This window comes from Rhizobium tibeticum (assembly GCF_900110205.1).
Lineage (GTDB): Bacteria > Pseudomonadota > Alphaproteobacteria > Rhizobiales > Rhizobiaceae > Rhizobium > Rhizobium tibeticum.
On sequence record NZ_FOCV01000001.1, the window covers coordinates 314,489 to 333,073 of the forward strand.

21 protein-coding genes are annotated in these 18,585 nt (G+C 59.7%); 5 read left to right on the forward strand and 16 right to left on the reverse strand.

Annotation, left to right across the window (positions count from 1 at the left end; translation table 11 throughout):
• Positions 1 to 196: 196 nt before the first annotated feature.
• The 3 genes from BSG20_RS01530 to BSG20_RS01540 all read right to left on the reverse strand — a co-directional run bounded on the left by BSG20_RS01530 (position 197) and on the right by BSG20_RS01540 (position 3,405).
• Positions 197 to 1,105: a flagellin N-terminal helical domain-containing protein gene (locus BSG20_RS01530; RefSeq protein WP_024313010.1), complete on the reverse strand. Its 909-nt coding sequence runs from the start codon at positions 1,103 to 1,105 to the stop codon at positions 197 to 199.
• 241 nt (positions 1,106 to 1,346) lie between these two features.
• Positions 1,347 to 2,237 (reverse strand): flagellin N-terminal helical domain-containing protein, encoded by an 891-nt coding sequence (locus tag BSG20_RS01535; protein WP_072370960.1) that lies wholly within the window; start codon positions 2,235 to 2,237, stop codon positions 1,347 to 1,349.
• 277 nt (positions 2,238 to 2,514) lie between these two features.
• A complete protein-coding gene (locus BSG20_RS01540; protein ID WP_024313012.1) occupies positions 2,515 to 3,405 on the reverse strand; it encodes a flagellin N-terminal helical domain-containing protein in 891 nt (296 codons plus the stop codon).
• A 352-nt stretch (positions 3,406 to 3,757) separates the two neighbouring features.
• Between BSG20_RS01540 and BSG20_RS01545 the strand changes: the two genes are divergently transcribed.
• Positions 3,758 to 5,683, forward strand: a complete 1,926-nt coding sequence (locus tag BSG20_RS01545; protein ID WP_072370963.1) for an O-linked N-acetylglucosamine transferase, SPINDLY family protein — start codon at positions 3,758 to 3,760, stop codon at positions 5,681 to 5,683.
• A gap of 98 nt (positions 5,684 to 5,781) precedes the next feature.
• Here BSG20_RS01545 and fliP read toward each other — a convergent pair whose 3' ends face one another.
• The 13 genes from fliP to flgF all read right to left on the reverse strand — a co-directional run bounded on the left by fliP (position 5,782) and on the right by flgF (position 14,737).
• Complete coding sequence (gene fliP / locus BSG20_RS01550) at positions 5,782 to 6,519, reverse strand: flagellar type III secretion system pore protein FliP (protein ID WP_072370966.1); 738 nt, start codon at positions 6,517 to 6,519, stop codon at positions 5,782 to 5,784.
• A complete protein-coding gene (locus BSG20_RS01555) occupies positions 6,516 to 7,031 on the reverse strand; it encodes a flagellar basal body-associated FliL family protein (RefSeq protein WP_072370968.1) in 516 nt (171 codons plus the stop codon). The genes fliP and BSG20_RS01555 overlap by 4 nt, the downstream gene beginning before the upstream one ends.
• A gap of 11 nt (positions 7,032 to 7,042) precedes the next feature.
• Positions 7,043 to 7,759 carry a flagellar basal body L-ring protein FlgH gene (gene flgH, locus BSG20_RS01560; RefSeq protein ID WP_072370971.1) on the reverse strand — a complete coding sequence of 239 codons (717 nt, stop codon included), beginning with the start codon at positions 7,757 to 7,759 and terminating at the stop codon, positions 7,043 to 7,045.
• A complete protein-coding gene (locus BSG20_RS01565) occupies positions 7,756 to 8,289 on the reverse strand; it encodes a MotE family protein (protein WP_072370974.1) in 534 nt (177 codons plus the stop codon). The genes flgH and BSG20_RS01565 overlap by 4 nt, the downstream gene beginning before the upstream one ends.
• A complete protein-coding gene (locus BSG20_RS01570; protein ID WP_072370978.1) occupies positions 8,286 to 9,407 on the reverse strand; it encodes a flagellar basal body P-ring protein FlgI in 1,122 nt (373 codons plus the stop codon). Before BSG20_RS01570 ends, BSG20_RS01565 begins: the two co-directional genes overlap by 4 nt.
• A complete protein-coding gene (flgA, locus tag BSG20_RS01575; RefSeq protein WP_072370981.1) occupies positions 9,404 to 9,889 on the reverse strand; it encodes a flagellar basal body P-ring formation chaperone FlgA in 486 nt (161 codons plus the stop codon). Before flgA ends, BSG20_RS01570 begins: the two co-directional genes overlap by 4 nt.
• 17 nt (positions 9,890 to 9,906) lie before the next feature.
• Positions 9,907 to 10,695 carry a flagellar basal-body rod protein FlgG gene (gene flgG / locus BSG20_RS01580; protein ID WP_072370984.1) on the reverse strand — a complete coding sequence of 263 codons (789 nt, stop codon included), beginning with the start codon at positions 10,693 to 10,695 and terminating at the stop codon, positions 9,907 to 9,909.
• A gap of 19 nt (positions 10,696 to 10,714) precedes the next feature.
• Positions 10,715 to 11,041: a flagellar hook-basal body complex protein FliE gene (gene fliE / locus BSG20_RS01585; RefSeq protein WP_072370987.1), complete on the reverse strand. Its 327-nt coding sequence runs from the start codon at positions 11,039 to 11,041 to the stop codon at positions 10,715 to 10,717.
• A 2-nt stretch (positions 11,042 to 11,043) separates the two neighbouring features.
• Positions 11,044 to 11,460 (reverse strand): flagellar basal body rod protein FlgC, encoded by a 417-nt coding sequence (gene flgC, locus BSG20_RS01590; protein ID WP_037114251.1) that lies wholly within the window; start codon positions 11,458 to 11,460, stop codon positions 11,044 to 11,046.
• A 4-nt stretch (positions 11,461 to 11,464) separates the two neighbouring features.
• Positions 11,465 to 11,857, reverse strand: a complete 393-nt coding sequence (gene flgB, locus BSG20_RS01595; protein ID WP_024313024.1) for a flagellar basal body rod protein FlgB — start codon at positions 11,855 to 11,857, stop codon at positions 11,465 to 11,467.
• Between the two features lie 176 nt (positions 11,858 to 12,033).
• The gene (locus tag BSG20_RS01600) at positions 12,034 to 12,585 is read right to left on the reverse strand and encodes a flagellar protein (protein WP_072370990.1); all 552 of its coding nucleotides are present in this window, start codon (positions 12,583 to 12,585) and stop codon (positions 12,034 to 12,036) included.
• A gap of 11 nt (positions 12,586 to 12,596) precedes the next feature.
• A complete protein-coding gene (gene fliI / locus BSG20_RS01605) occupies positions 12,597 to 13,988 on the reverse strand; it encodes a flagellar protein export ATPase FliI (RefSeq protein WP_072370993.1) in 1,392 nt (463 codons plus the stop codon).
• A 14-nt stretch (positions 13,989 to 14,002) separates the two neighbouring features.
• Complete coding sequence (flgF, locus tag BSG20_RS01610; protein WP_072370996.1) at positions 14,003 to 14,737, reverse strand: flagellar basal-body rod protein FlgF; 735 nt, start codon at positions 14,735 to 14,737, stop codon at positions 14,003 to 14,005.
• Between the two features lie 250 nt (positions 14,738 to 14,987).
• Between flgF and motA the strand changes: the two genes are divergently transcribed.
• The 4 genes from motA (at position 14,988) to fliG (ending at position 18,524) form a co-directional block, all read left to right on the forward strand.
• Positions 14,988 to 15,860: a flagellar motor stator protein MotA gene (gene motA / locus BSG20_RS01615; protein WP_024313028.1), complete on the forward strand. Its 873-nt coding sequence runs from the start codon at positions 14,988 to 14,990 to the stop codon at positions 15,858 to 15,860.
• Positions 15,861 to 15,866: 6 nt separating this feature from the next.
• Positions 15,867 to 16,805 carry a FliM/FliN family flagellar motor switch protein gene (locus tag BSG20_RS01620; RefSeq protein ID WP_072370999.1) on the forward strand — a complete coding sequence of 313 codons (939 nt, stop codon included), beginning with the start codon at positions 15,867 to 15,869 and terminating at the stop codon, positions 16,803 to 16,805.
• 64 nt (positions 16,806 to 16,869) lie between these two features.
• The gene (fliN, locus tag BSG20_RS01625) at positions 16,870 to 17,454 is read left to right on the forward strand and encodes a flagellar motor switch protein FliN (RefSeq protein ID WP_072371003.1); all 585 of its coding nucleotides are present in this window, start codon (positions 16,870 to 16,872) and stop codon (positions 17,452 to 17,454) included.
• Between the two features lie 29 nt (positions 17,455 to 17,483).
• Positions 17,484 to 18,524, forward strand: a complete 1,041-nt coding sequence (fliG, locus tag BSG20_RS01630) for a flagellar motor switch protein FliG (RefSeq protein WP_072371005.1) — start codon at positions 17,484 to 17,486, stop codon at positions 18,522 to 18,524.
• The last annotated feature ends 61 nt before the right edge of the window (positions 18,525 to 18,585 follow it).

An 18,585-nucleotide genomic window follows, 5' to 3' on the forward strand; every position in this document is an offset into this window, starting at 1 on the left:
GGCTGGTCCCCCAGGCCCGGTTTGTCGCTAAAAACAAATCAACTGTTAAGGGAAGTTAACCAAGGCTTTCGACGGGCGCAAGGGCCATGGCTTCAGTGTCGCAAGCCTCGCGCAATCTTGATTATCGCTTCAAAAACAAAGAGAAAGCCGCGTCAAAGACACGGCTTTCCATCTCCTTCGGATAGTGCTCGGCGGCTTAGTTCTTGAAGAGCGTGAGAACGTTCTGCGCGCTGGAATTCGCGATCGACAGCGATTGGATTGCCAGTTGTTGTTGCGTCTGCAAGGCCGTTAGTTTGCTCGATTCCTCTTCCATGTCAGCGTCAACAAGGCGCCCGACACCCGAGTCGATCGAATCGCTGAGGTTGGAAACGAAGCTTTCCTGCAGGTCGATGCGGGTCGAGATCGAGCCGAGCTGCGAGGCCGCCTTTGTCAGGGCACTGAGGCCTGATTCGACGGTGGTCAGCGCAAGGTCGATGTCGCTGGAGCTGAAGCTGGTGATGTCCATGCTGTAGATCGAGCCGACGCTGCCGCTCGACGTCCCTATGATACCCGTCGAGGTATCGATCGCTCCCGTAGTCGTCATACCGAACAGAACGTTGCCGCTCGTCGAGTCATCAAGCACATACTGTGTCGTCTGAACGGAAACCTGGCCGTTCGCATCGCGCACGAACGAGGAGACGACGCTTTTAGTGGAATTGCCTGCCACCCAGTTCTCGCCGGAAAAGGAAGCGGACTGAGCTACGCTCAACAACTGCTGCTGAAGCTGTCCAATTTCGTCCTGAATCTTGGTCTTGTCCACGCCCTTTTCCGTCGCGGCCACGATCTTCGCCTTGATCTCGCTGACGATATCGATGGCGCTGTCCATCGCCGAATAGGCGGTATCGACCTTTGCCGCACCCAGACCGAGCGCGTCGGAGACAGCCGATAGAGCCTTGTTGTCCGAACGCATGGTCGTCGCAATCGACCAATAGGCAGCATTGTCCTTGGCTTCGGCAACACGGTAGCCGGACGAAACACGGTTCTGGGTGTCTTCCAGATTGCCATTGATGCTGCGCAGGGTCTGGAGGGCGGACATTGCCGCGACGTTCGTCAAAATGCTGGTCATGAAATTATCGCCCCTTGATGGCAAATCTTGAAAAGGGACATTCCGGTCCGCCACCGGGAACGGCAATCAGCATCATGCCCGCTAACCGCTTCTTAAGCTTGGTTAACATACCGTTTCGTTGACGGCAGAAGACATGAGTTTGGTTAACGCGGAGTTAACAGGCATGAAAAAAGCCGCGCTCGGTAGCGCGGCTTTCGATTGGCGATCTTTCTGTTCGAGACGCCCGGAGGCGCTCCTGCGATTAGCTGCGGAACAGCGAGAGGATGTTCTGCGACGAGGAGTTTGCGATCGACAGCGACTGGATCGCCAGCTGCTGCTGGGTCTGCAGGGCGCTGAGCTTGGAGGACTCTTCTTCCATGTCGGCGTCAACCAGACGGCCGATACCGGAGTCGATCGAGTCGCTGAGCGAAGTGACGAAGTCGCTCTGGATGTCGACGCGCTGCTGGAGCGAGCCGAGCTGTGAGCCGAGCGTCGTCATGCTCGTCAGAGCGGTTTCGACGTCCGTCAGTAGGTTGTCGACGTCGCCCTGGGTCGTGGTGGAGCCGATCGTGAAGCCGTAGATCGAGCTGCCCGAGCTCGCACCGTTAGCACCGAGGATGCCGCCTGTCGTGGAGCCGTCGAACAGCGTGTTGGTGGCGCCGAGCGAATAGTCGGTGGTCTTGATGGAGACCACACCGCCGGTGCCGCGGACGAAGGACGAAACGACGCTGACAGTGCCGCCGACGTTGTTGACCCAGTTTTCGCCGTTGAACGAAGCGGACTGAGCAACGCTGTAAAGCTGTGCCTGCAGCTGCGTGATTTCGTCCTGCAGCTTCGACTTGTCGACGCCAGCTTCGCTGGCTGCAACCAGCTTGGCCTTGATGTCGCCGACGATGTCGATGGCGCTATCGACGGCCGTGTAAGCCGTGTCGAGCTTGGCGGCACCCATGCCGAGGGCGTCGGAAACGGCTGAAAGCGCCTTGTTGTCCGACTTCATCGTGGTGGCGATCGACCAGTAAGCAGCGTTGTCGGAAGCCTTGCCGACGCGCAGACCAGACGAAACGGCGTTCTGCGTATCCGACAGATTGCTGTTGACGTTACGCAGCGTCTGGAGAGCTGCCATTGCGGAGTTGTTGGTCAGAATGCTGGTCATTTAATTGCCCCTTTGGCAGAATGTGTAGGAAGGGACATTCCGGACTACCGGGAACGGCGGTCAGCGTCATGCCTATTGACCGCTTTTGCTGTGCTCAGTCAACTCGCCGTTTCGATAGGCACATAAGACAGCATCATGGTTAAGAAACCCTGAACCATAAAAAGAAAAATAGTTAAAAATATCCTTCTGTTAGCTCGCCTTATTAACTTGCGATTAAAACATTTACGGCCGGGAAAACCCGGCCGTAAATCGCTTCTCAGATGGCTGGTGACGGCTATCAGCCGCGGAACAGCGAGAGGATGTTCTGCGACGAGGAGTTTGCGATCGACAGCGACTGGATCGCCAGCTGTTGCTGGGTCTGCAGGGCGCTGAGCTTGGAGGACTCTTCTTCCATGTCGGCGTCAACCAGGCGGCCGATACCGGAGTCGATCGAGTCGCTGAGCGAGGAGACGAAGTCGGTCTGGATGTCGACGCGGGTCTGGAGCGAACCGAGCTGCGAACCGAGGGTCGTCATGTTCTTCAGAGCGCTCTCGACGTCCGTCAGCAGGTTGTCGATGTCGCCCTGGGTCGTGCTCGAGCCGATCGTGAAGCCGTAGATGGAGCTGCCCGAGCTCGCACCGTTAGCACCGAGGATGCCGCCTGTCGTGGAGCCGTCGAACAGCGTGTTGGTGGCGCCGAGCGTGTAGTCGGTGGTCTTGATGGAGACCGCGCCGCCGGTACCGCGCACGAAGGACGAAACGACGCTGACAGTGCCGCCGGCGTTGTTGACCCAGTTTTCGCCGTTGAACGAAGCGGACTGAGCGACGCTGTAGAGCTGCGACTGCAGCTGCGTGATTTCGTCCTGAAGCTTGGTCTTGTCGACGCCGGCTTCGCTGGCTGCAACGAGCTTTGCCTTGATTTCGCCGACGACGTCGATTGCACTGTCGACAGCGGTGTAGGCCGTGTCGAGCTTGGCGGCACCCATGCCGAGGGCGTCGGACACAGCCGAAAGCGCCTTGTTGTCGGACTTCATCGTCGTAGCGATCGACCAGTAGGCGGCGTTGTCGGAAGCCTTGCCGACGCGCAGGCCAGACGAAACGGCGTTCTGCGTGTCACTCAAGCCCTTGTTGACGTTACGCAGCGTCTGGAGTGCCGCCATTGCGGAATTGTTGGTGTTAATGCTTGTCATAAGTCTGTCCCCAAAAACAAAATACAAAAGGAGGACATACCGGACTTCAATACCGGCGATGACGGACCAGCTTCATGCCACTCGGCGCCGTTCTCTTGAGCAACCAAACCCGTCATGTCGAGAGGCAATCTCGCACCCATTCATTGCCAACTCATTAAAACGGCTGGGGAAACGGCGTCGCATGGGCCGGTGGTTAACAGTCTCCAAACATTCTTCGAACGCCTTGTCGCAGGAGCGCACACCGGCTTGGAGCAAGCTTGGTGTGCCTAGATGGTGCAAACTGGGGCGCCGTGTAGGCCAGCGCACGATTGGCCACGACGCTCGTTGAAGAAGTTCAGGATGGAGTGGGCTCTTGAATACCAATATTTCGTTTGCGGCGGCATCGAAGGACTATCAAAAGGGGCAATATCTCAAGTCGCTTGAAGTCCTGAACAAACTCATCGACACGCAGCAGGACGTCAAGACCTACGTTCTCCTGGCCAAAAACCTTCTCAAGTTGGGCTTTAAATCGGAAGCGGCAAGCGCGTATGCGCTTGCCGGCGAACGCGACAGCAACAAGGAGTCGCCTTACACACGCGAAGCCGCGCTTCTGTATTTTGCCTGCGGCGACGAAGAGCAAGCCTTGCTCCAGGCCTTGCGCGTCATGACACTTGCCCGCTCGGACGCCGATCTTGCCTGCGTTCTTGCCTCTATCCACACCAGGCAAGGCCGGAAGGATCTCGTGAGCCCTTACCGCAAGGTGATTTCCGAGAGCAGCAATCCCGACCATGCCCGCCTTGCAGTGCAACTCCTCAGTGACGACATTCTGGACGCGACGAACGCGACGCTTGTTCACAATCTCTTCAAGAAATTTCCCGACATCATGCCGCTCCGGCTCCTCAAGCTGGTCTTCGCGCGCGAGGTCTGCGACTTCGACCTGGTCGCCAGGGAGTTTCTGGCGGTACAACGGATGCTCGACAAAGGCGACCTGAGCGTCCTGGAGCGCGACAATCCCTTCTACAACCTCCACTGGTGCAGCGACGAAGCGCTCAATGCGCTTGCTTCTCACAATCCGTCTCTTCCATTGAAGGAAGCTGCAGCGCGACGAAGAGCCGTTCCCCACGCCTGGAGCAAGAAGATCCGTATCGGATATCTTTCGTCCGATTTCTGGGCCGGACACGCAACCATGAAGCTGCTGCGCCGTATTCTGGAGCTGCACGACCGCGACAAATTCGAAATAACGCTCTTCTGCCATACCGAGGAGAAGTACCTGGAACATGAGGCCGGCACTGTCGATCGCTCGCAATGGGGCGACGTGTGCATCGTTCGAGGCATGACCGACGAGGAAGCCGCGAACGCAATCCGGGAGCGCCAGATCGACATCCTGGTCGACCTAAAGGGACACACATTCGGCGGTCGATCCAGAATACTGAACTATGGCGGCGCTCCGCTGCAGGCAACCTGGCTTGGTTTCCCCGGCAGCGTGACCGACGTCGATCTTGATTACGCCATCGGCGATCGGTTCGTGCTGCCGGAGAGCAGCGAAGCACACTACCACGAGAAGCTGGTGCGCATGCCGGAGAGCTACCAACCCAACGACCCCGCAAATCGCCCGAAGCCGAAGCCGACGACCCGCACCCAGGTTGGATTGCCGGAGGACGCGTTCGTGTTTGCCTCGTTCAATGCGAACCGCAAAATCAACACAGAGATACTGGACGTCTGGTGCAACATCCTCAAGCGCGCGCCAAACGGCGTGCTTTGGCTGATGCTTTCGTCGCCCCACACCCAGACCAACTTGCTCAACTACATCAACAAGAAGGGGATCGATTCGGATCGAGTGATCTTCTGCCCGCGCGTGTCCTACGAAGAGCACATCGATCGCCAACAGATGGCAGATCTTGGCATCGACACGTTTCCGGTCAACGGTCACACAACGACCTCCGAGCAACTCTGGGGCGGCCTGCCGGTTCTGACCGTCCAGGGCACCAATTTTGCCTCTCGCGTCAGCGAAAGTCTGCTCAACGCCATAGGCTTGCCGGAACTGGTGGCCGCCGATATCAAAGCCTACGAGGACATGGCGGTCGTGCTTGCGAACAGTCCCGAGCGCATTGCTGAATACAAGCAGCGCATCAGACGGAACGCCGGCATCATGCCCCTCTTCGATGCGGAGCGCTTCACGCTGCACCTCGAAAGGGCCTACGAAATCATGGTGGAGCGCGCGAAGATGCGGCTGGAACCGGACCACATCGACGTGCCGGCGCTGCCACCCCGTACAACGCCATTCTTCAGCTTCGACTAAAAAGCAAATTCACACGGTAAAGAGCCCGCCGGGGAAGCTCCTGGCGGGCTTTCATCTCGTGCCTAGACGGGATGCGGGCGCGGCGTCTCGAAACGTGTTCAGTGGAAGGAACGGACGAGACTTCCGACCAAAAGGTTCCAGCCGTCGATCAGCACGAAGAAGAGAATCTTGAACGGCAAGGAAATCGATGTCGGCGGCAGCATCATCATGCCCATCGCCATGGTAATGGTGGCCACGATCAGGTCGATGACGAGGAAGGGAAGAACGATCAGGAAACCGATCTCGAAGCCGCGCCGGATCTCCGAGATCATGAAAGCGGGAATGAGGACGCGGTAATCGATCTTTTCTTCGGTCTGGACGCTCTGGCCCCGCTCTCTCGCCAAATCCACGAAAAGCGCCAGGTCCTTGTCACGCGTGTTGCTCGCCATGAAGGTGCGAAAGGGCTCGGCGATGCGTGCCACTGCCTGCTGCTCGTCGATCTGGTTCGATAGGAGCGGCTGAACGCCGGTCTGCCATGCTAGATCGAAGGTCGGTTGCATGACGTAGAAGGTCATGAACAGCGCGAGCGACAGCAGGATCATATTCGAGGGGGTGGAGGACAAGCCCATGCCCGACCTAAGGATCGAGAACGCGATGATGAAGCGCGGGAAGCTCGTCACCATGATCAGGATGCCCGGCGCCACCGAAAGAACGGTCAACAGGCCGAACGTTCTGATGATCCATGCCGCGACCGAACCGTCGACCGGCAAGTTCAACAGGTTTGTCGGGAGCTGCTGCGCATGCGCCAGCTCCGGTGCCGCCATCATGGCAGCAAACAGCAGTAGGAAGCGAATCATTCGACGACGAAGGTCCTGAACATGACCTTCGATACGCGCCCTTGCGCGCGAAGGTCAACACGCTCCTGGATGTCATCCTTAAGATATTCGAAGCCTCGCGGCCCCTCGATCTGCTGCAGCGAAACCGTGCGGACATAAGCAAGAATATCCTGATGGATATCTTCTGCGAGTTTCACGTCGGGCGGGCCGTTAAACAGCAACGCCACTTCCAGACGAACCCAGTTCTCGGAGGGATAGGCGAGGTTCGAGGTGATCGGCTCAAGCTGAACGACATTATTGGCTTCGGTCGAAACGTGAGGCAGGCCTGCCTCACCTTCCTTCTGCGCGGCCTCGTCCTTGGCTTTCTTGGCCTGCTCCGCCTGTTCAGCACCCAAGATGTTGGGTGCGACCAGGCCGCCGACCACCCAGCCGCCGCCGGCGCCAAGCAGCGTCAGGATCGCAAGCCCGGCGATGGTCATCATTGCGGCCGATTTTTTCTTCGGCTGGCCTTCGGCGGCTTCTGTCTCTGCCATGGTGTTCTGCCTCAGAGCGGCGAGAAGAGATCGACGGCCTGCTGGCCGCGCGGCGGCTGCTGCACTTCCATCAGGCGGCCGCGGCCGCCGTAGGAGATGCGGGCCTCAGCAATCTTCTCGTAGGAAATCTGGTTGTCCGCGTTGACGTCCTGCGGGCGAACGATACCGGCGACATTGAGAATGCGGATCTCCTGGTTGACGCGGACTTCCTGGGAGCCGCTGAGCACGAGGTTGCCGTTTTCGAGAATGCCAGTGACGACGGCCGCGACCATGAGCTTCAGCGTTTCGGACCGGTCGATCTTGCCCTTGCCGTCGGTACTGGTGTCGGAACCATAGGTCACATCGGTCTTCGACGACGGATTCCAGCCCATGATGTTGGCGTCGACGTCCCAGTTGAGGCCGCTCGAATTGGTCCGGCTGCGGCTGGTGTCATTCTCGAACTTCGCCTTATCGTTGATCTGGATGTTGACGGTCAAAATGTCCCCGACATTCAGTGCGCGAGCATCCTTGAAGAGGGCGGCCTGCGAGTCGCTCCAAAGAGAATAGCCCTGTGCGACCTGGCGCGGCTGCTTCGGATAGAGCGCCATCTGCGGCGTCTGGCCGTAAGCGAGACCGCTGCCGATCGGGCTCATGGCCGGGGCGCGACCGATCTCATTGACAGCCTGCGGCGATGCGCAGCCTGCAAGCAGGGCGACGGCTGCAATCGCGACCGGGAAACGCTTGTTCATGAGGGATCCTTCGACGTATTGGGATCGGACGCACTGGCGATGATGTTGGCGATGATCGCAGCCTTCTGCGGATCCATCTCGTTGAGGATCAGGCTCGATTGCGTGGCGTTCAGCCGCATGATGACGGCTGCCGCCACTTCGATCTTGACCTCTTGCAGCTGCGATGCGGCCGCGTCCGGCTTCATTTTCTTGTAGATATCGGTGAGGCCCGCTTCGGCCTGTTTGAGGAAATCATCGCGGCGCTTCAGCCAGTCCTGATATTCCTCCTTGCGTTTGTTCATTTCCGCGATGCGGGAATCGACGTCGGTGCGAAGCTTCTCGAGTTCCTGCTTTTGCAGGAGATAGCGCTGGTCGCGAGCGGGATCGGCAATGTTCGTGCAGAACTGCTTGATCTCCTCCTGCGAGGTCATTTCACCCTTCGGCGCCGGCTGCTCCTGCGCAAAGGCGCCGGGGATGGACAGCGCCCCCACGGCCATCGCAGGCAGGGCAAGTCGCCGAAGCAAGTCAGATGCAGTCATGTTCTTCATCATTGCAGGACGAGCTCCGCTTGCAGCGCGCCGGCTGATTTGATGCCCTGGAGGATGGCAATGATGCCATCCGGCTTGACGCCGATATTGTTGAGACCCGCCACGAGTGTCCTGAGATCAGGCCCATCCAGCAGCGCCACTTTGCCGCCCGTCTTCTGCGCAGCGATATCGGTCTGCGGCTGAACCGCGGTCACGCCGCGCGACAATGGCTCGGGCTGAATGATCTGCGGTGTTTCGGTCACCTGGACCGTCAAAGTACCATAGCTGACGGCAACCGGCGACACGCGCACATCGGCGCCGATAACGATCGTTCCGGTTCGCTCGTTCACCACCACCTTCGCCGGCGTATCCGTCTCGACGACGAGGTTCTCCAGGTCGGCCATCAGGCGCGTGAGGTCCGCCGTTCTCGGCTTCTGGACGATGACTTCCTGCGCATCCTTGGCCTCCGCGACCGGGCCGCCGAAGCGAGCGGAAGCGTAGCCGTTGACGACATCGGCGATGCGAATGGCCGTCGAGAAGTCCGGGTTTCGCAGCTGCAGAACGAGATTGACGGAATCCTTGAAGCGCGACGGCAGCTCCCGTTCGATGATGGCACCGCCCGGCACCCGTCCCGCCGTCGTCACACCCTCGGTCACGGTCGCGGCCTGACCTTGTGCGTTGAACCCCGAGACGACGACGGAGCCCTGTGCGACCGCGTAAATCTGGCCATCGGCGCCCGACAGCGACGTCATGATCAGCGTTCCGCCGCGCAGCGACGTGGCATCGCCCAGCGAACTAACGCTGACATCGATACGGCTGCCGGGGCTGGCAAAAGGCGGCAGATTGGCCGTGACCATGACGGCCGCCGTATTCTTCGCATTGGACTGGCCGCCCTGAGTGGAGATGCCGAGGTTTTGCAGCATCGCACGCATCGACTGCTCGGTGAACGGCGACGCGCGGAAGCCGTCGCCGGTGCCCTGGAGGCCGACGATGAGACCATAGCCGATCAGCTGGTTGTCGCGTCCCGCCTGCAGGGAAGCAATGTCCTTGATGCGCGAGTTCATGGCCGCAGCGGGCGTGACGGCGACAACGTTCGGGGACAGAAACGCGAGGGCGACGAAAAGGCGGAACAACATCTTCATTTTGCGGCCACGTGTATGGTGCCGTCGGCGAGCACGGTGCCGCTGACGATCACGCCGGAATCCATGTTGCGAACGCGGACGAGCTGCCCCGTCATGCCGTCTTCAAGTGGCGACCCGGCTGCCGAGATCGTCATCGCGCCGAGCGTGAAGATCAGCCGGATCGAGGAGCCGCGCGTCACGGTAAAGGGCTCCCGCAGCGCCGAAACGGAGATCGTGCGTCCCGGCAGGAGCGTGCGCTTGGAGATCATCCCTTCGACCTGGCGGATCGACTTTGCATAATCGCCCCTCAGGTTGGGATTGGTCACTTCCACTTCCTGGAGCTGGGCGCCAGAAACGGTTTCGCCGGGGTAAATGGTCGTTGTCGGAACCACCGCATAGCCCATGCCGGCAGCGACGGCTGCCTGCGGCGCGGTAAATGCGGTGATCGCAATGGCGGCAGCTGCCACCCATCCGAGGATACCTTTGACCCGGCAAAACATCATGTTTCGGCCCTTCCCGATTACTTCAGGTTCTTGCTGACGATGGAGGCCATTTCGTCGGCGGTGGTGATGACCTTGGAATTCATTTCATAGGCACGCTGCGCCGATATCAGCTCGGTGATTTCCTTCACCGGATCGACGTTCGACGATTCGAGGTAACCCTGCTTCATGTAGCCGAAGCCCTCTTCGTCGGGCGTGCCGACGACGGCATCGCCGGAAGCGGGCGTCTGCTGAAACAGGTTGTCGCCGAGGGGCTGAAGACCGGCTTCGTTGACGAAGTCGGCGATCTGCAGCTGGCCGAGCACGGTCGGATCGGTGTTGCCCGGCAGCTTCGCCGAAACTTCGCCCGACCGGCTGATGGTCACCTGCGTCGAACCCTGCGGGATCGTGATGTTCGGCGCCACCAGATAGCCGTCCACGGTGACTATCTGGCCGGTCTCGTTTTTGTTGAAGGCGCCGGCGCGGGTGTAGAGCGTCGTGCCGTCAGGCGCCTGGATCTGGAAGAAGCCGCGGCCGATCAGTGCCACGTCGAGGTCGTTGCCGGTTTGCGAGAGCTCGCCTTGAATGTGCAGATTGCGGACTGCCGACGTCTGAACGCCGAGACCGATGTTTGCACCTTCCGGTACGATCGACTGGTTCGCGCGGTTGGAGACGCCCTTTGCCCGTTCGGTTTGATACAGCAGATCCGTGAATTCAGCGCGAGCGCGCTTGTAGCCCGTCGTGTTGATGTTCGCGATGTTGTTGGCGATGACTTCAAGATTGGTCTGCTGGGCGTCCATACCCGTTGCAGCAATGGCAAGCGCTCTCATGGCTTCGTCCTTAAATCAATTACATCTGCATCCGGGTAACGTCGAGAAAGGCTGTAACGACCTTGTCGCGAATGGCGATTGCGGTCTGAAGGGTCTGCTGCGCCTGCATGACGGCATCGACAACTTCACGCGTCGTGGCTGTGCCCTTGATGCCGGCAAAGGACATGCCTTCCGCATTCTTCAGGGTATTCAGGGCGCCGGTGGCAACGTTGCTGAGAACCGCACCGAAGCCACCGTCATTTGCCGCGCTTTCTGCAGCGGAGGAGGCCGAGGAGTTGTCCTGATCGATGGCGGCGAGGCCGCGGGTCATCGACAGGGAGCTGACACTATTGACGTTGTTGATCATTGCTATTGGCTCTTCAAGAGATCGATCGTTGCCGAGATCAGGTCGCGGGATTGCTTGATGGTCTGCAGGTTGGCGTCGTAGGAGCGGTTGGCTTCCCGCATGTCGGCCATCTCGACCAGCATGTTGACGTTCGGAAGCTTGACCACGCCCTTTTCATCCGCAGCCGGATTGCTGGGGTCGTATTCGGTGATGAACTTCGATTCATCCTCCCCGAGCTTCTTGACGTTGACCGTGGTGACGCCATTGGCGCGATCCACGGCTTCCCCGAAGGTGACCGTCTTGCGGCGGTAGGGATCGGCGCCGGGCGTGTCGCCGGTCGAGCGGGCGTTGGCAATGTTTTCGGACACGATGCGCAGGCGCGTCGATTGCGCCTCGAGCCCCGATCCTGCGATTTTGAGTGCTGCTGACAAAGGATCCATGATCTTAGCTCTTCACCGTCATCAGCATCATTCGGTTGAACGAGCTCACCAGCGAGGTGTTCAAATCGTATTGACGCTTGATTTCACCGGACTTGGAAAGTTCTTCGGCAAGCCCGACCGTGTTGCCGGATTCCTGGACGCCGATCTCCTGATCGAGAGCCGCATCCTTGACGTCGATCTCACTCTTCGTGCCCAGATCGTTGCCGGTCAGGTGCGCAGCATTGGTACGCGCCATGTTAATGTCCGACTTATCGAGGGCGGCCTGGAAGGGCGTGATGTCCTTGGCGCGGTATTTCGGCGTGTTCGCGTTCGCGATGTTGCCGGCCACAACCTCCTGACGGATCGTCAGCCATTCGGCCTGCCGCGAGGCCAAGTCGAAAAGTTGAATCGGTTGCATGGGAACTCTCCGTTTTTACTGAGGCGAACCTACGGCGGTAATCTTGCGTCAGACTTACGGAGAATGCGGGCCCGGAAATCGGAACCTCGTCGGGTCCTGCCTCCAGAATGCAATGAAGGCTCCGACCGTATCCGGTGGAGCCCCTTCGACTGATTCGCTGCGCGGCCGGCACGCGTTCAATTGTGCTGGTAGACATCGCCCTTGGAGGTGATGATGACCCATTTGCCATCGCGCTCCTCCAGTGTCGCCAGCCGGCTTTCGTCCGGCAGGATGGATCCGAGACGCACGACGTACATTCCTGATGTGTCTTCGATGAGGGCGCGGCCATTTGCGACGTGGAGGAGGCGAAAACCCGATTTTCCGGGAAACGGCTGGTCTTCGGCCGGCGCGCCCTTGTCGTCTTCCCTGCCGATATTGGTAACCGTCGCCGTCGTCAGCGGATCGACCGGGATCTCGGGCTTCTTTTCATGTTGGTTCTTGTTGGCCATCGCGAGGGGCGAGACGCTGAAGACGTTCCGCGCCGGCCAGTCCGGAAGGTCGCGCGTCCGGTCACCCTGCGCAACATTGATGCCGAACTTGTCTTCGTTGAAGAAAACGTACCACGGAAAGAACGCGGACGCTCCCGCCAGGATAAGGCCGGCGATCGTCAGAACGCGGTCGAGAAAGACGGTTTTGCGCCGCAGAGGCTTCAGCGGGGCGATCTTCTCATCGTCATCGAAATCGGTCACTTCGCGCCTTTCTACCTGCGGATATTCGGCTGGCCGCCGATGCCGGCCGCGGCCTTCAGGGCGCCAGCCAGATCGGCAAAGGCATCCTGCGAATCGACGTCGCCCGGCGACTGTTTCAAAACATCGTAAATAATCGGTACCTGCTTGACCGCCATATCAAGATCAGGGTCGGCGCCCGGTCGGTAACCGCCAATCAGGCGAAGGTCGCGTGTCTCCTCGAAGCGGTGGATGAGCGTCTTGAGGCGCGACACAAGCTTTTCCTGATCCGGGGTCCAGGCTTTGCGCGCCAGGCGCGAGATCGAGGCAAGCGGATCGATCGGTGGGTAGCGTCCCTCCTCCGCGAGACTACGCTGCAGGACGATGTGACCGTCCAGAATGCCGCGCGTCGAATCGGCGATCGGGTCGTTGTGGTTGTCGCCATCGACCAGGATCGAGATGATCGCGGTGATCGTCCCCGTGCCTTCGGGGCCCGGACCCGCACGCTCCAGCAGCCGCGGCAGCTCGGTGAAAACGGAAGCGGGATAGCCGCGCGCGATCGGCGGCTCACCGGACGCGGTCGCGACTTCGCGGATGGCATGGGCAAATCGGGTGACGCTATCGACGATCAGGAGCACGTTGTCGCCCTGGTCACGGAAATGCTCGGCGATGGTGACGGCAGTCAGCGGAGCCATCTTACGCAGCATCGGGCTCTCATCACTCGTCGCAACAACGGCGATCGCCTTCCTCATGTTGGCCCCAAGCGTATCTTCGATGAATTCGCGTACTTCGCGGCCGCGTTCGCCGACCAGTGCGATCACAACCTTGTCGAAGGCATCGGCGCGCGCCACCATCGAGAGCAGCGTCGATTTGCCGACGCCTGAGCCGGCGAAGATGCCAAGGCGCTGGCCGAGGCAGAGCGGCGAGAAAATGTCGATGGCGCGAACGCCTGTCTTGAAGCCTTTCTCCACACGCTTTCGCGTCATGGATGGCGGCGCGGTATTCGAAATAGAACGGCGGCCGAGGCCTTCGACGATGGGACCCAGGCCATCGATCGGCTCGCACAGCGAGTTGATCGTGCGTCCGCACCAGTCGTCGGACGGCGAAATGCGGAAGGCACCCTTGCGAATGACCGTATCATGGATGCCGATCGGCTCGCCCGGCTCGATCGGGCAAACATAGGTCAATTCAGGCTCGACGCGGAGGACCTCGCCGAGGTGGATGCCGGTCGACGACTTGTGCGCCACGAATTCGCCGAGCCGCACATGGCGCGAGAGGCCGGTCACGGTGTAGTGACCGGCGGCGATCGTCTGCACATGGCCGCCAGGGGCGACCAGGAACTCGGGGTTGGAATAGCGCGAGACGAGCCCGGCGAGGTGGGCGAGCTTCGGCGAGAGATCGGCTTCGGTGAGCGGCGTGTTGGCCATGTGTCAGACCTCGGCTAACGGCTGCCGCCGAGCGTCTTGATCGCTTCGCTGAACGAAGCCTCGCTGTCCTTCGAGAGCGATGTCATGCTCTCGAAGGCGCGATTGACTTCGATCAGCTGCGTGATTTCGCGCATGGCGTTGACGTTGGAATTTTCGAGGTAGCCCTGCTGGACGCCGACATTGAAGCGATCGGTGACAGCACGCGGCTGCTCGGTCGTCATGATGCCGCTGTTCTCATAGCGCAGATAGCCCTTGCTGATATCGGCCTCGAAGAGACCCAGCGAACCAACCTGCTTGCCGTCTTGATAGATCAATCCGTCAGCACCGACTTTCGGTTCGCCCGCAGCCTTGCTGAGCGTGATCGGTGCGCCGCCGGCATCGAGAACCGGATAACCGCGGACCGAAACCAGCTCGCCGTTTTCCTTCATCGTGAAGCGGCCATCCTTGGTCAGAACCTTGCCAGCCGGCGTATCCACCGAGAACCAGGCATCGCCCTTGATCGCGAAGTCGAGCATGTTCCCGGTGTGCTCGAGCTCGCCGCTGTCACCCGACAGATAGTCGTTGCCCTGTGAAACATAGGCGACCTTGGCGTTGATCTTGTTGCCGGTCTCACCGAGCATCTCGTCGAACTTTACCTCCGTTGCGCGGAAGCCAGTCGTGTTCACGTTTGCCATATTGTCGGCGATGGTGGTGAGGCGACGTTCGAGTGCTATCTGCGACGACAACGAAACATAAAGACCGGATTGCATCCCGATAGGCTCCTGCATTGGCGATGAACGGTACGAAATCCGGGTGTTTGCAGTCGGTTGGACCACGGATCTCGCTGAGGCGGCATCTCAGAAACAGGCACGGATGCCCATTCGTCACCGACAAGCTGACAGCAAATGCTTGCGCGAAGCTGGCATGGAAAAGCTTGATTTGCAGGGGCAATCATCAGCCTCACGCAAGCCAGCAACCCTATCCCTTGGGTTGAAAATAACGATCAGGTTTGGACTGACGATGAATATCATTATCGGATTTGTGATTACCTGCGGCTGCATCATCGGCAGCTTCATGGCGATGGGCGGCCATGTGGAGGCGCTTTGGCAGCCTTTCGAGCTCGTCATCATCGGCGGGGCCGGCCTGGGCAGCTTCGTCATGGGCAACCCGATGAAGGTCGTGAAGGATTCCGGCAAGGCGCTTGGGGAAGCCTTCAAGCACACGGTCCCGAAGGAACGGAACTATCTCGATACGCTTGGTGTTCTCTATTCCCTGATGCGCGACCTTCGTACGAAGTCGCGCAACGAGATCGAGGCACATATCGACAATCCGGCCGAATCCTCGATCTTCCAATCCGCTCCGACGATCCTCAAGAACAAGGAACTGACGGCATTCATCTGTGATTACGTCCGCCTGATCATCATCGGCAATGCTCGTTCGCATGAGATCGAGGCGCTGATGGACGAAGAGATCAACACGATCCTGCACGACAAGATGAAGCCCTATCACGCCATCCAGATCATGGGCGACGCCTTCCCCGCAATCGGTATCGTCGCGGCTGTTCTCGGCGTCATCAAAGCGATGGCACACATCAACGATTCGCCTGAAGTTCTCGGCCACCTGATCGGCTCGGCGCTCGTCGGCACCTTCCTCGGCATTCTCCTGTCCTATTGTGTGTGTTCGCCGATCGTTTCCCAGATCAAGATCGTCCGCAACAAGCAGCATCGCCTCTATGTCATCGTCAAGCAGACGTTGCTTGCCTACATGAACGGCTCCGTGCCGCAGGTTGCCCTCGAGTACGGTCGCAAGACCATCTCGGCCTATGAGCGTCCTTCGATCGACGCAGTCGAACAGGAAATGATGAATCCCGGCGGCGAGAACAAGGCGGCGTAAACGGTCATGAACGCTACCCTCAAGAAACCCCTTATGGACGAAGCCCTTCTTGCCAAACTGACGGGCAGACTCGGCGACAAGGCCACCATCGAGAAGATCTGCAGCGCATTCGGCGATGTCTATACGGCCTTCCTGCCCGACGTTATCAAAAGCGAGACCAACCTCGACGTCGAAGTGGCCTATCTCGGCTGTGACAGCGGACACAAGAATGACCTCGTCGCCGATCTCGGCGGCAACACGACGCTTGTCGAGGCGACGCTACGCAACTGGTCGCAGAACATTACGCTCGCCTGCGGCAACAGCTTCGTCATCACGCTCATGGAGCATCTGCTGGGTGCGTCCGCCGAGACGGTCGAGCAGCCGGCCGACCGCCTGCTGTCCGTGATCGAGCTCGAGCTTGCGGTCATGGTCTTCGACAAGATCGCCAATGTTCTTCGCTCGGCGGTGAACGCGCCTGGCGGCTTCGAGCCGGCCCTGGAATTTCCCTACGCGTTCGAAACGCGTGCCAAGCCGGCCGAAGACAAGCCTGACGAGTTTGCGGCCGCGATCAACATGTCGATCACGCTTTCCGGCATTACCTCGGATGTCTCGCTGATCGTTCCCCAAGCTGCTCTGCTGAAGACGAGCGTAACGGCTCCGAAGCCCAAGGGGCAGTCAGCAAAATCGTCTGAATGGAGCGATCAACTCAGCGAGCAGGTGCGCCGCTCGCAGGTAACGCTCAACGCCAAGATCCGACTGCAGGACTTGACGCTGCGGACCATTTCGAAGCTTGCAGCGGGCGATGTCATCCCCTTCTACGATCGCGGCGACGTCCGCGTCGAAGTGAGCGCCAACAGCAAGGAATTGTACATCTGCGAATTTGGACGTTCGGGCGAGAATTATACCGTCCGGGTGAAGGACACGATTAACTCGGATGACGATCTCATCCGCCACTTGATGAATTAGCCCATTTTCCAACCGGGCTGCCGCACGGCAGCTTGAGGCAAGTTTCAACTGGAATAGTGATTTCATGGCGACGAAGAAGACACCCAAGAACAGCGACCTTTCAATGGAGCTCCCGGGCAACGAGGCCGAGCTTGATCAGGCCATCGATGACCTGCGTGGCGTCCTGAAGACCGACGCGGAAGGCGGCCTGCCGGACTTCGCCGACGAGAGTGACGCCTTCAGCGGCAGCACCGATCTATCCACCTTTGGCGGCGATTTCGATGACGCGGCCGGGGAGCCTGCGTTCGGTGGAAGCGATTTTGGCACAACCTCCGACTTTGGCGCCTCTTCCGATTTCGGTGACGCCTCCTTTGGTGCGGTCGCTTCCGAACCGGCGCCGCTCGGCAGCGCCATGCAGTCGAACCTCGACCTGATCATGGACATCCCGATCGACGTCCAGATCATGCTCGGCAGCAGCCGCATGCAGGTCGCCGGCCTGATGAACCTGAACGAAGGCGCAACCATCGCGCTCGACAAGAAGATCGGTGAGCCGGTCGAAATCATGGTGAACGGCCGCAAGATTGCTCGCGGCGAGATCACCGTTCTGGAAAACGACGACACGCGTTTCGGCGTCAAGCTGATAGAAGTTTTGAGTACGAAAAAAGCCTGATCCCGGTGCAGGGACGGAGAGGTTAGACCATGATGGACTTTGACGATTTCGGCGGCGCTCTTGCCGAGAAACCGTTGACCCAGGCTGAAAAGGCGGCGGCCGTTCTCCTCGCTATGGGGAAAGGGGTCGCCGGCAGGCTATTGAAGTATTTCACGCAGGCCGAGCTGCAGACGATCATCGGATCGGCGCAAACGCTGCGTGCGATCCCGCCTGATGAACTGCTTGGGCTTGTGGCCGAATTCGAGGACCTGTTCACCGAGGGTGCGGGTCTCATGGACAACGCCAAGGCAATCGAGAGCATCCTCGAAGAGGGCCTGACCCCCGACGAAGTCGACAGCCTCCTCGGCCGTCGCACCACCTTCCAGGCCTACGAGACGTCGATCTGGGACCGTCTCGGCGAAGGCGACCCGGCTTTCATCGGCAAGTTCCTCCTGCGCGAACATCCGCAGACGGTTGCCTATATTCTCTCCATGATGCCCTCCTCGTTCGGCGCCAAGGTCCTAATGCAGATTCCGGACGGTCGCCGCGCAGACATCATGAACCGTACCGTCAACCTCAAGTCCGTCAGCCCCAAGGCCGCGCAGATCATCGAGAAGCAGGTGATGAGCCTGTTGACCGAGATCGACGCCGAGAAGAATTCGATCGGCTCGACGAAGGTTGCCGAGCTGATGAACGAGATGGACAAGCCGCAGGTCGATACCCTGCTCACCTCGCTCGAATCGATCAGCCGCGAATCGGTCAACAAGGTCCGTCCGAAGATCTTCCTCTTCGACGACCTCATGCTCATGCCGCAGCGCAGCCGCGTGATGCTGCTGAACGACATCTCGTCAGACATCCTCACCATGGCGTTGCGCGGCTCGGCGGCCGAAATGCGCGAGGCGGTGCTCGCCTCGATCAGCCCGCGCCAGCGCCGCATGATCGAATCGGATCTGCAGAGCGGAACGGCCGGCATCAATCCGCGCGAAATCGCCATCGCGCGGCGCGCCATTGCCCAGGAAGCGATTCGCCTGGCAAATTCCGGACAAATCCAGCTCAAGGAGACCGAGGCCGAAGGCTCCGCAGCGGCCTAAACCGCTGTTGTTGTGCACGAAGCGCGCCCTCCCTACCGCCCGTGGTTGATCGCGGCGGCAA

Coding starts and splice junctions, on each gene's coding strand:
- BSG20_RS01565 (WP_072370974.1), bottom strand. CDS start 8,289: ATGATGAAGAACATGACTGCATCTGACTTGCTTCGGCGACTTGCCCTG.
- motA (WP_024313028.1), top strand. CDS start 14,988: ATGAATATCATTATCGGATTTGTGATTACCTGCGGCTGCATCATCGGC.
- BSG20_RS01620 (WP_072370999.1), top strand. CDS start 15,867: ATGAACGCTACCCTCAAGAAACCCCTTATGGACGAAGCCCTTCTTGCC.
- BSG20_RS01535 (WP_072370960.1), bottom strand. CDS start 2,237: ATGACCAGCATTCTGACCAACAACTCCGCAATGGCAGCTCTCCAGACG.
- BSG20_RS01555 (WP_072370968.1), bottom strand. CDS start 7,031: ATGGCAGAGACAGAAGCCGCCGAAGGCCAGCCGAAGAAAAAATCGGCC.
- flgF (WP_072370996.1), bottom strand. CDS start 14,737: ATGCAATCCGGTCTTTATGTTTCGTTGTCGTCGCAGATAGCACTCGAA.
- BSG20_RS01530 (WP_024313010.1), bottom strand. CDS start 1,105: ATGACCAGCATTTTGACGAACGTCGCGGCAATGTCCGCCCTCCAGACC.
- flgC (WP_037114251.1), bottom strand. CDS start 11,460: ATGGATCCTTTGTCAGCAGCACTCAAAATCGCAGGATCGGGGCTCGAG.
- fliN (WP_072371003.1), top strand. CDS start 16,870: ATGGCGACGAAGAAGACACCCAAGAACAGCGACCTTTCAATGGAGCTC.
- flgA (WP_072370981.1), bottom strand. CDS start 9,889: ATGATGTTTTGCCGGGTCAAAGGTATCCTCGGATGGGTGGCAGCTGCC.
- fliG (WP_072371005.1), top strand. CDS start 17,484: ATGATGGACTTTGACGATTTCGGCGGCGCTCTTGCCGAGAAACCGTTG.
- flgG (WP_072370984.1), bottom strand. CDS start 10,695: ATGAGAGCGCTTGCCATTGCTGCAACGGGTATGGACGCCCAGCAGACC.
- fliE (WP_072370987.1), bottom strand. CDS start 11,041: ATGATCAACAACGTCAATAGTGTCAGCTCCCTGTCGATGACCCGCGGC.
- fliP (WP_072370966.1), bottom strand. CDS start 6,519: ATGATTCGCTTCCTACTGCTGTTTGCTGCCATGATGGCGGCACCGGAG.
- BSG20_RS01570 (WP_072370978.1), bottom strand. CDS start 9,407: ATGAAGATGTTGTTCCGCCTTTTCGTCGCCCTCGCGTTTCTGTCCCCG.
- flgH (WP_072370971.1), bottom strand. CDS start 7,759: ATGAACAAGCGTTTCCCGGTCGCGATTGCAGCCGTCGCCCTGCTTGCA.
- BSG20_RS01540 (WP_024313012.1), bottom strand. CDS start 3,405: ATGACAAGCATTAACACCAACAATTCCGCAATGGCGGCACTCCAGACG.
- fliI (WP_072370993.1), bottom strand. CDS start 13,988: ATGGCCAACACGCCGCTCACCGAAGCCGATCTCTCGCCGAAGCTCGCC.
- flgB (WP_024313024.1), bottom strand. CDS start 11,857: ATGCAACCGATTCAACTTTTCGACTTGGCCTCGCGGCAGGCCGAATGG.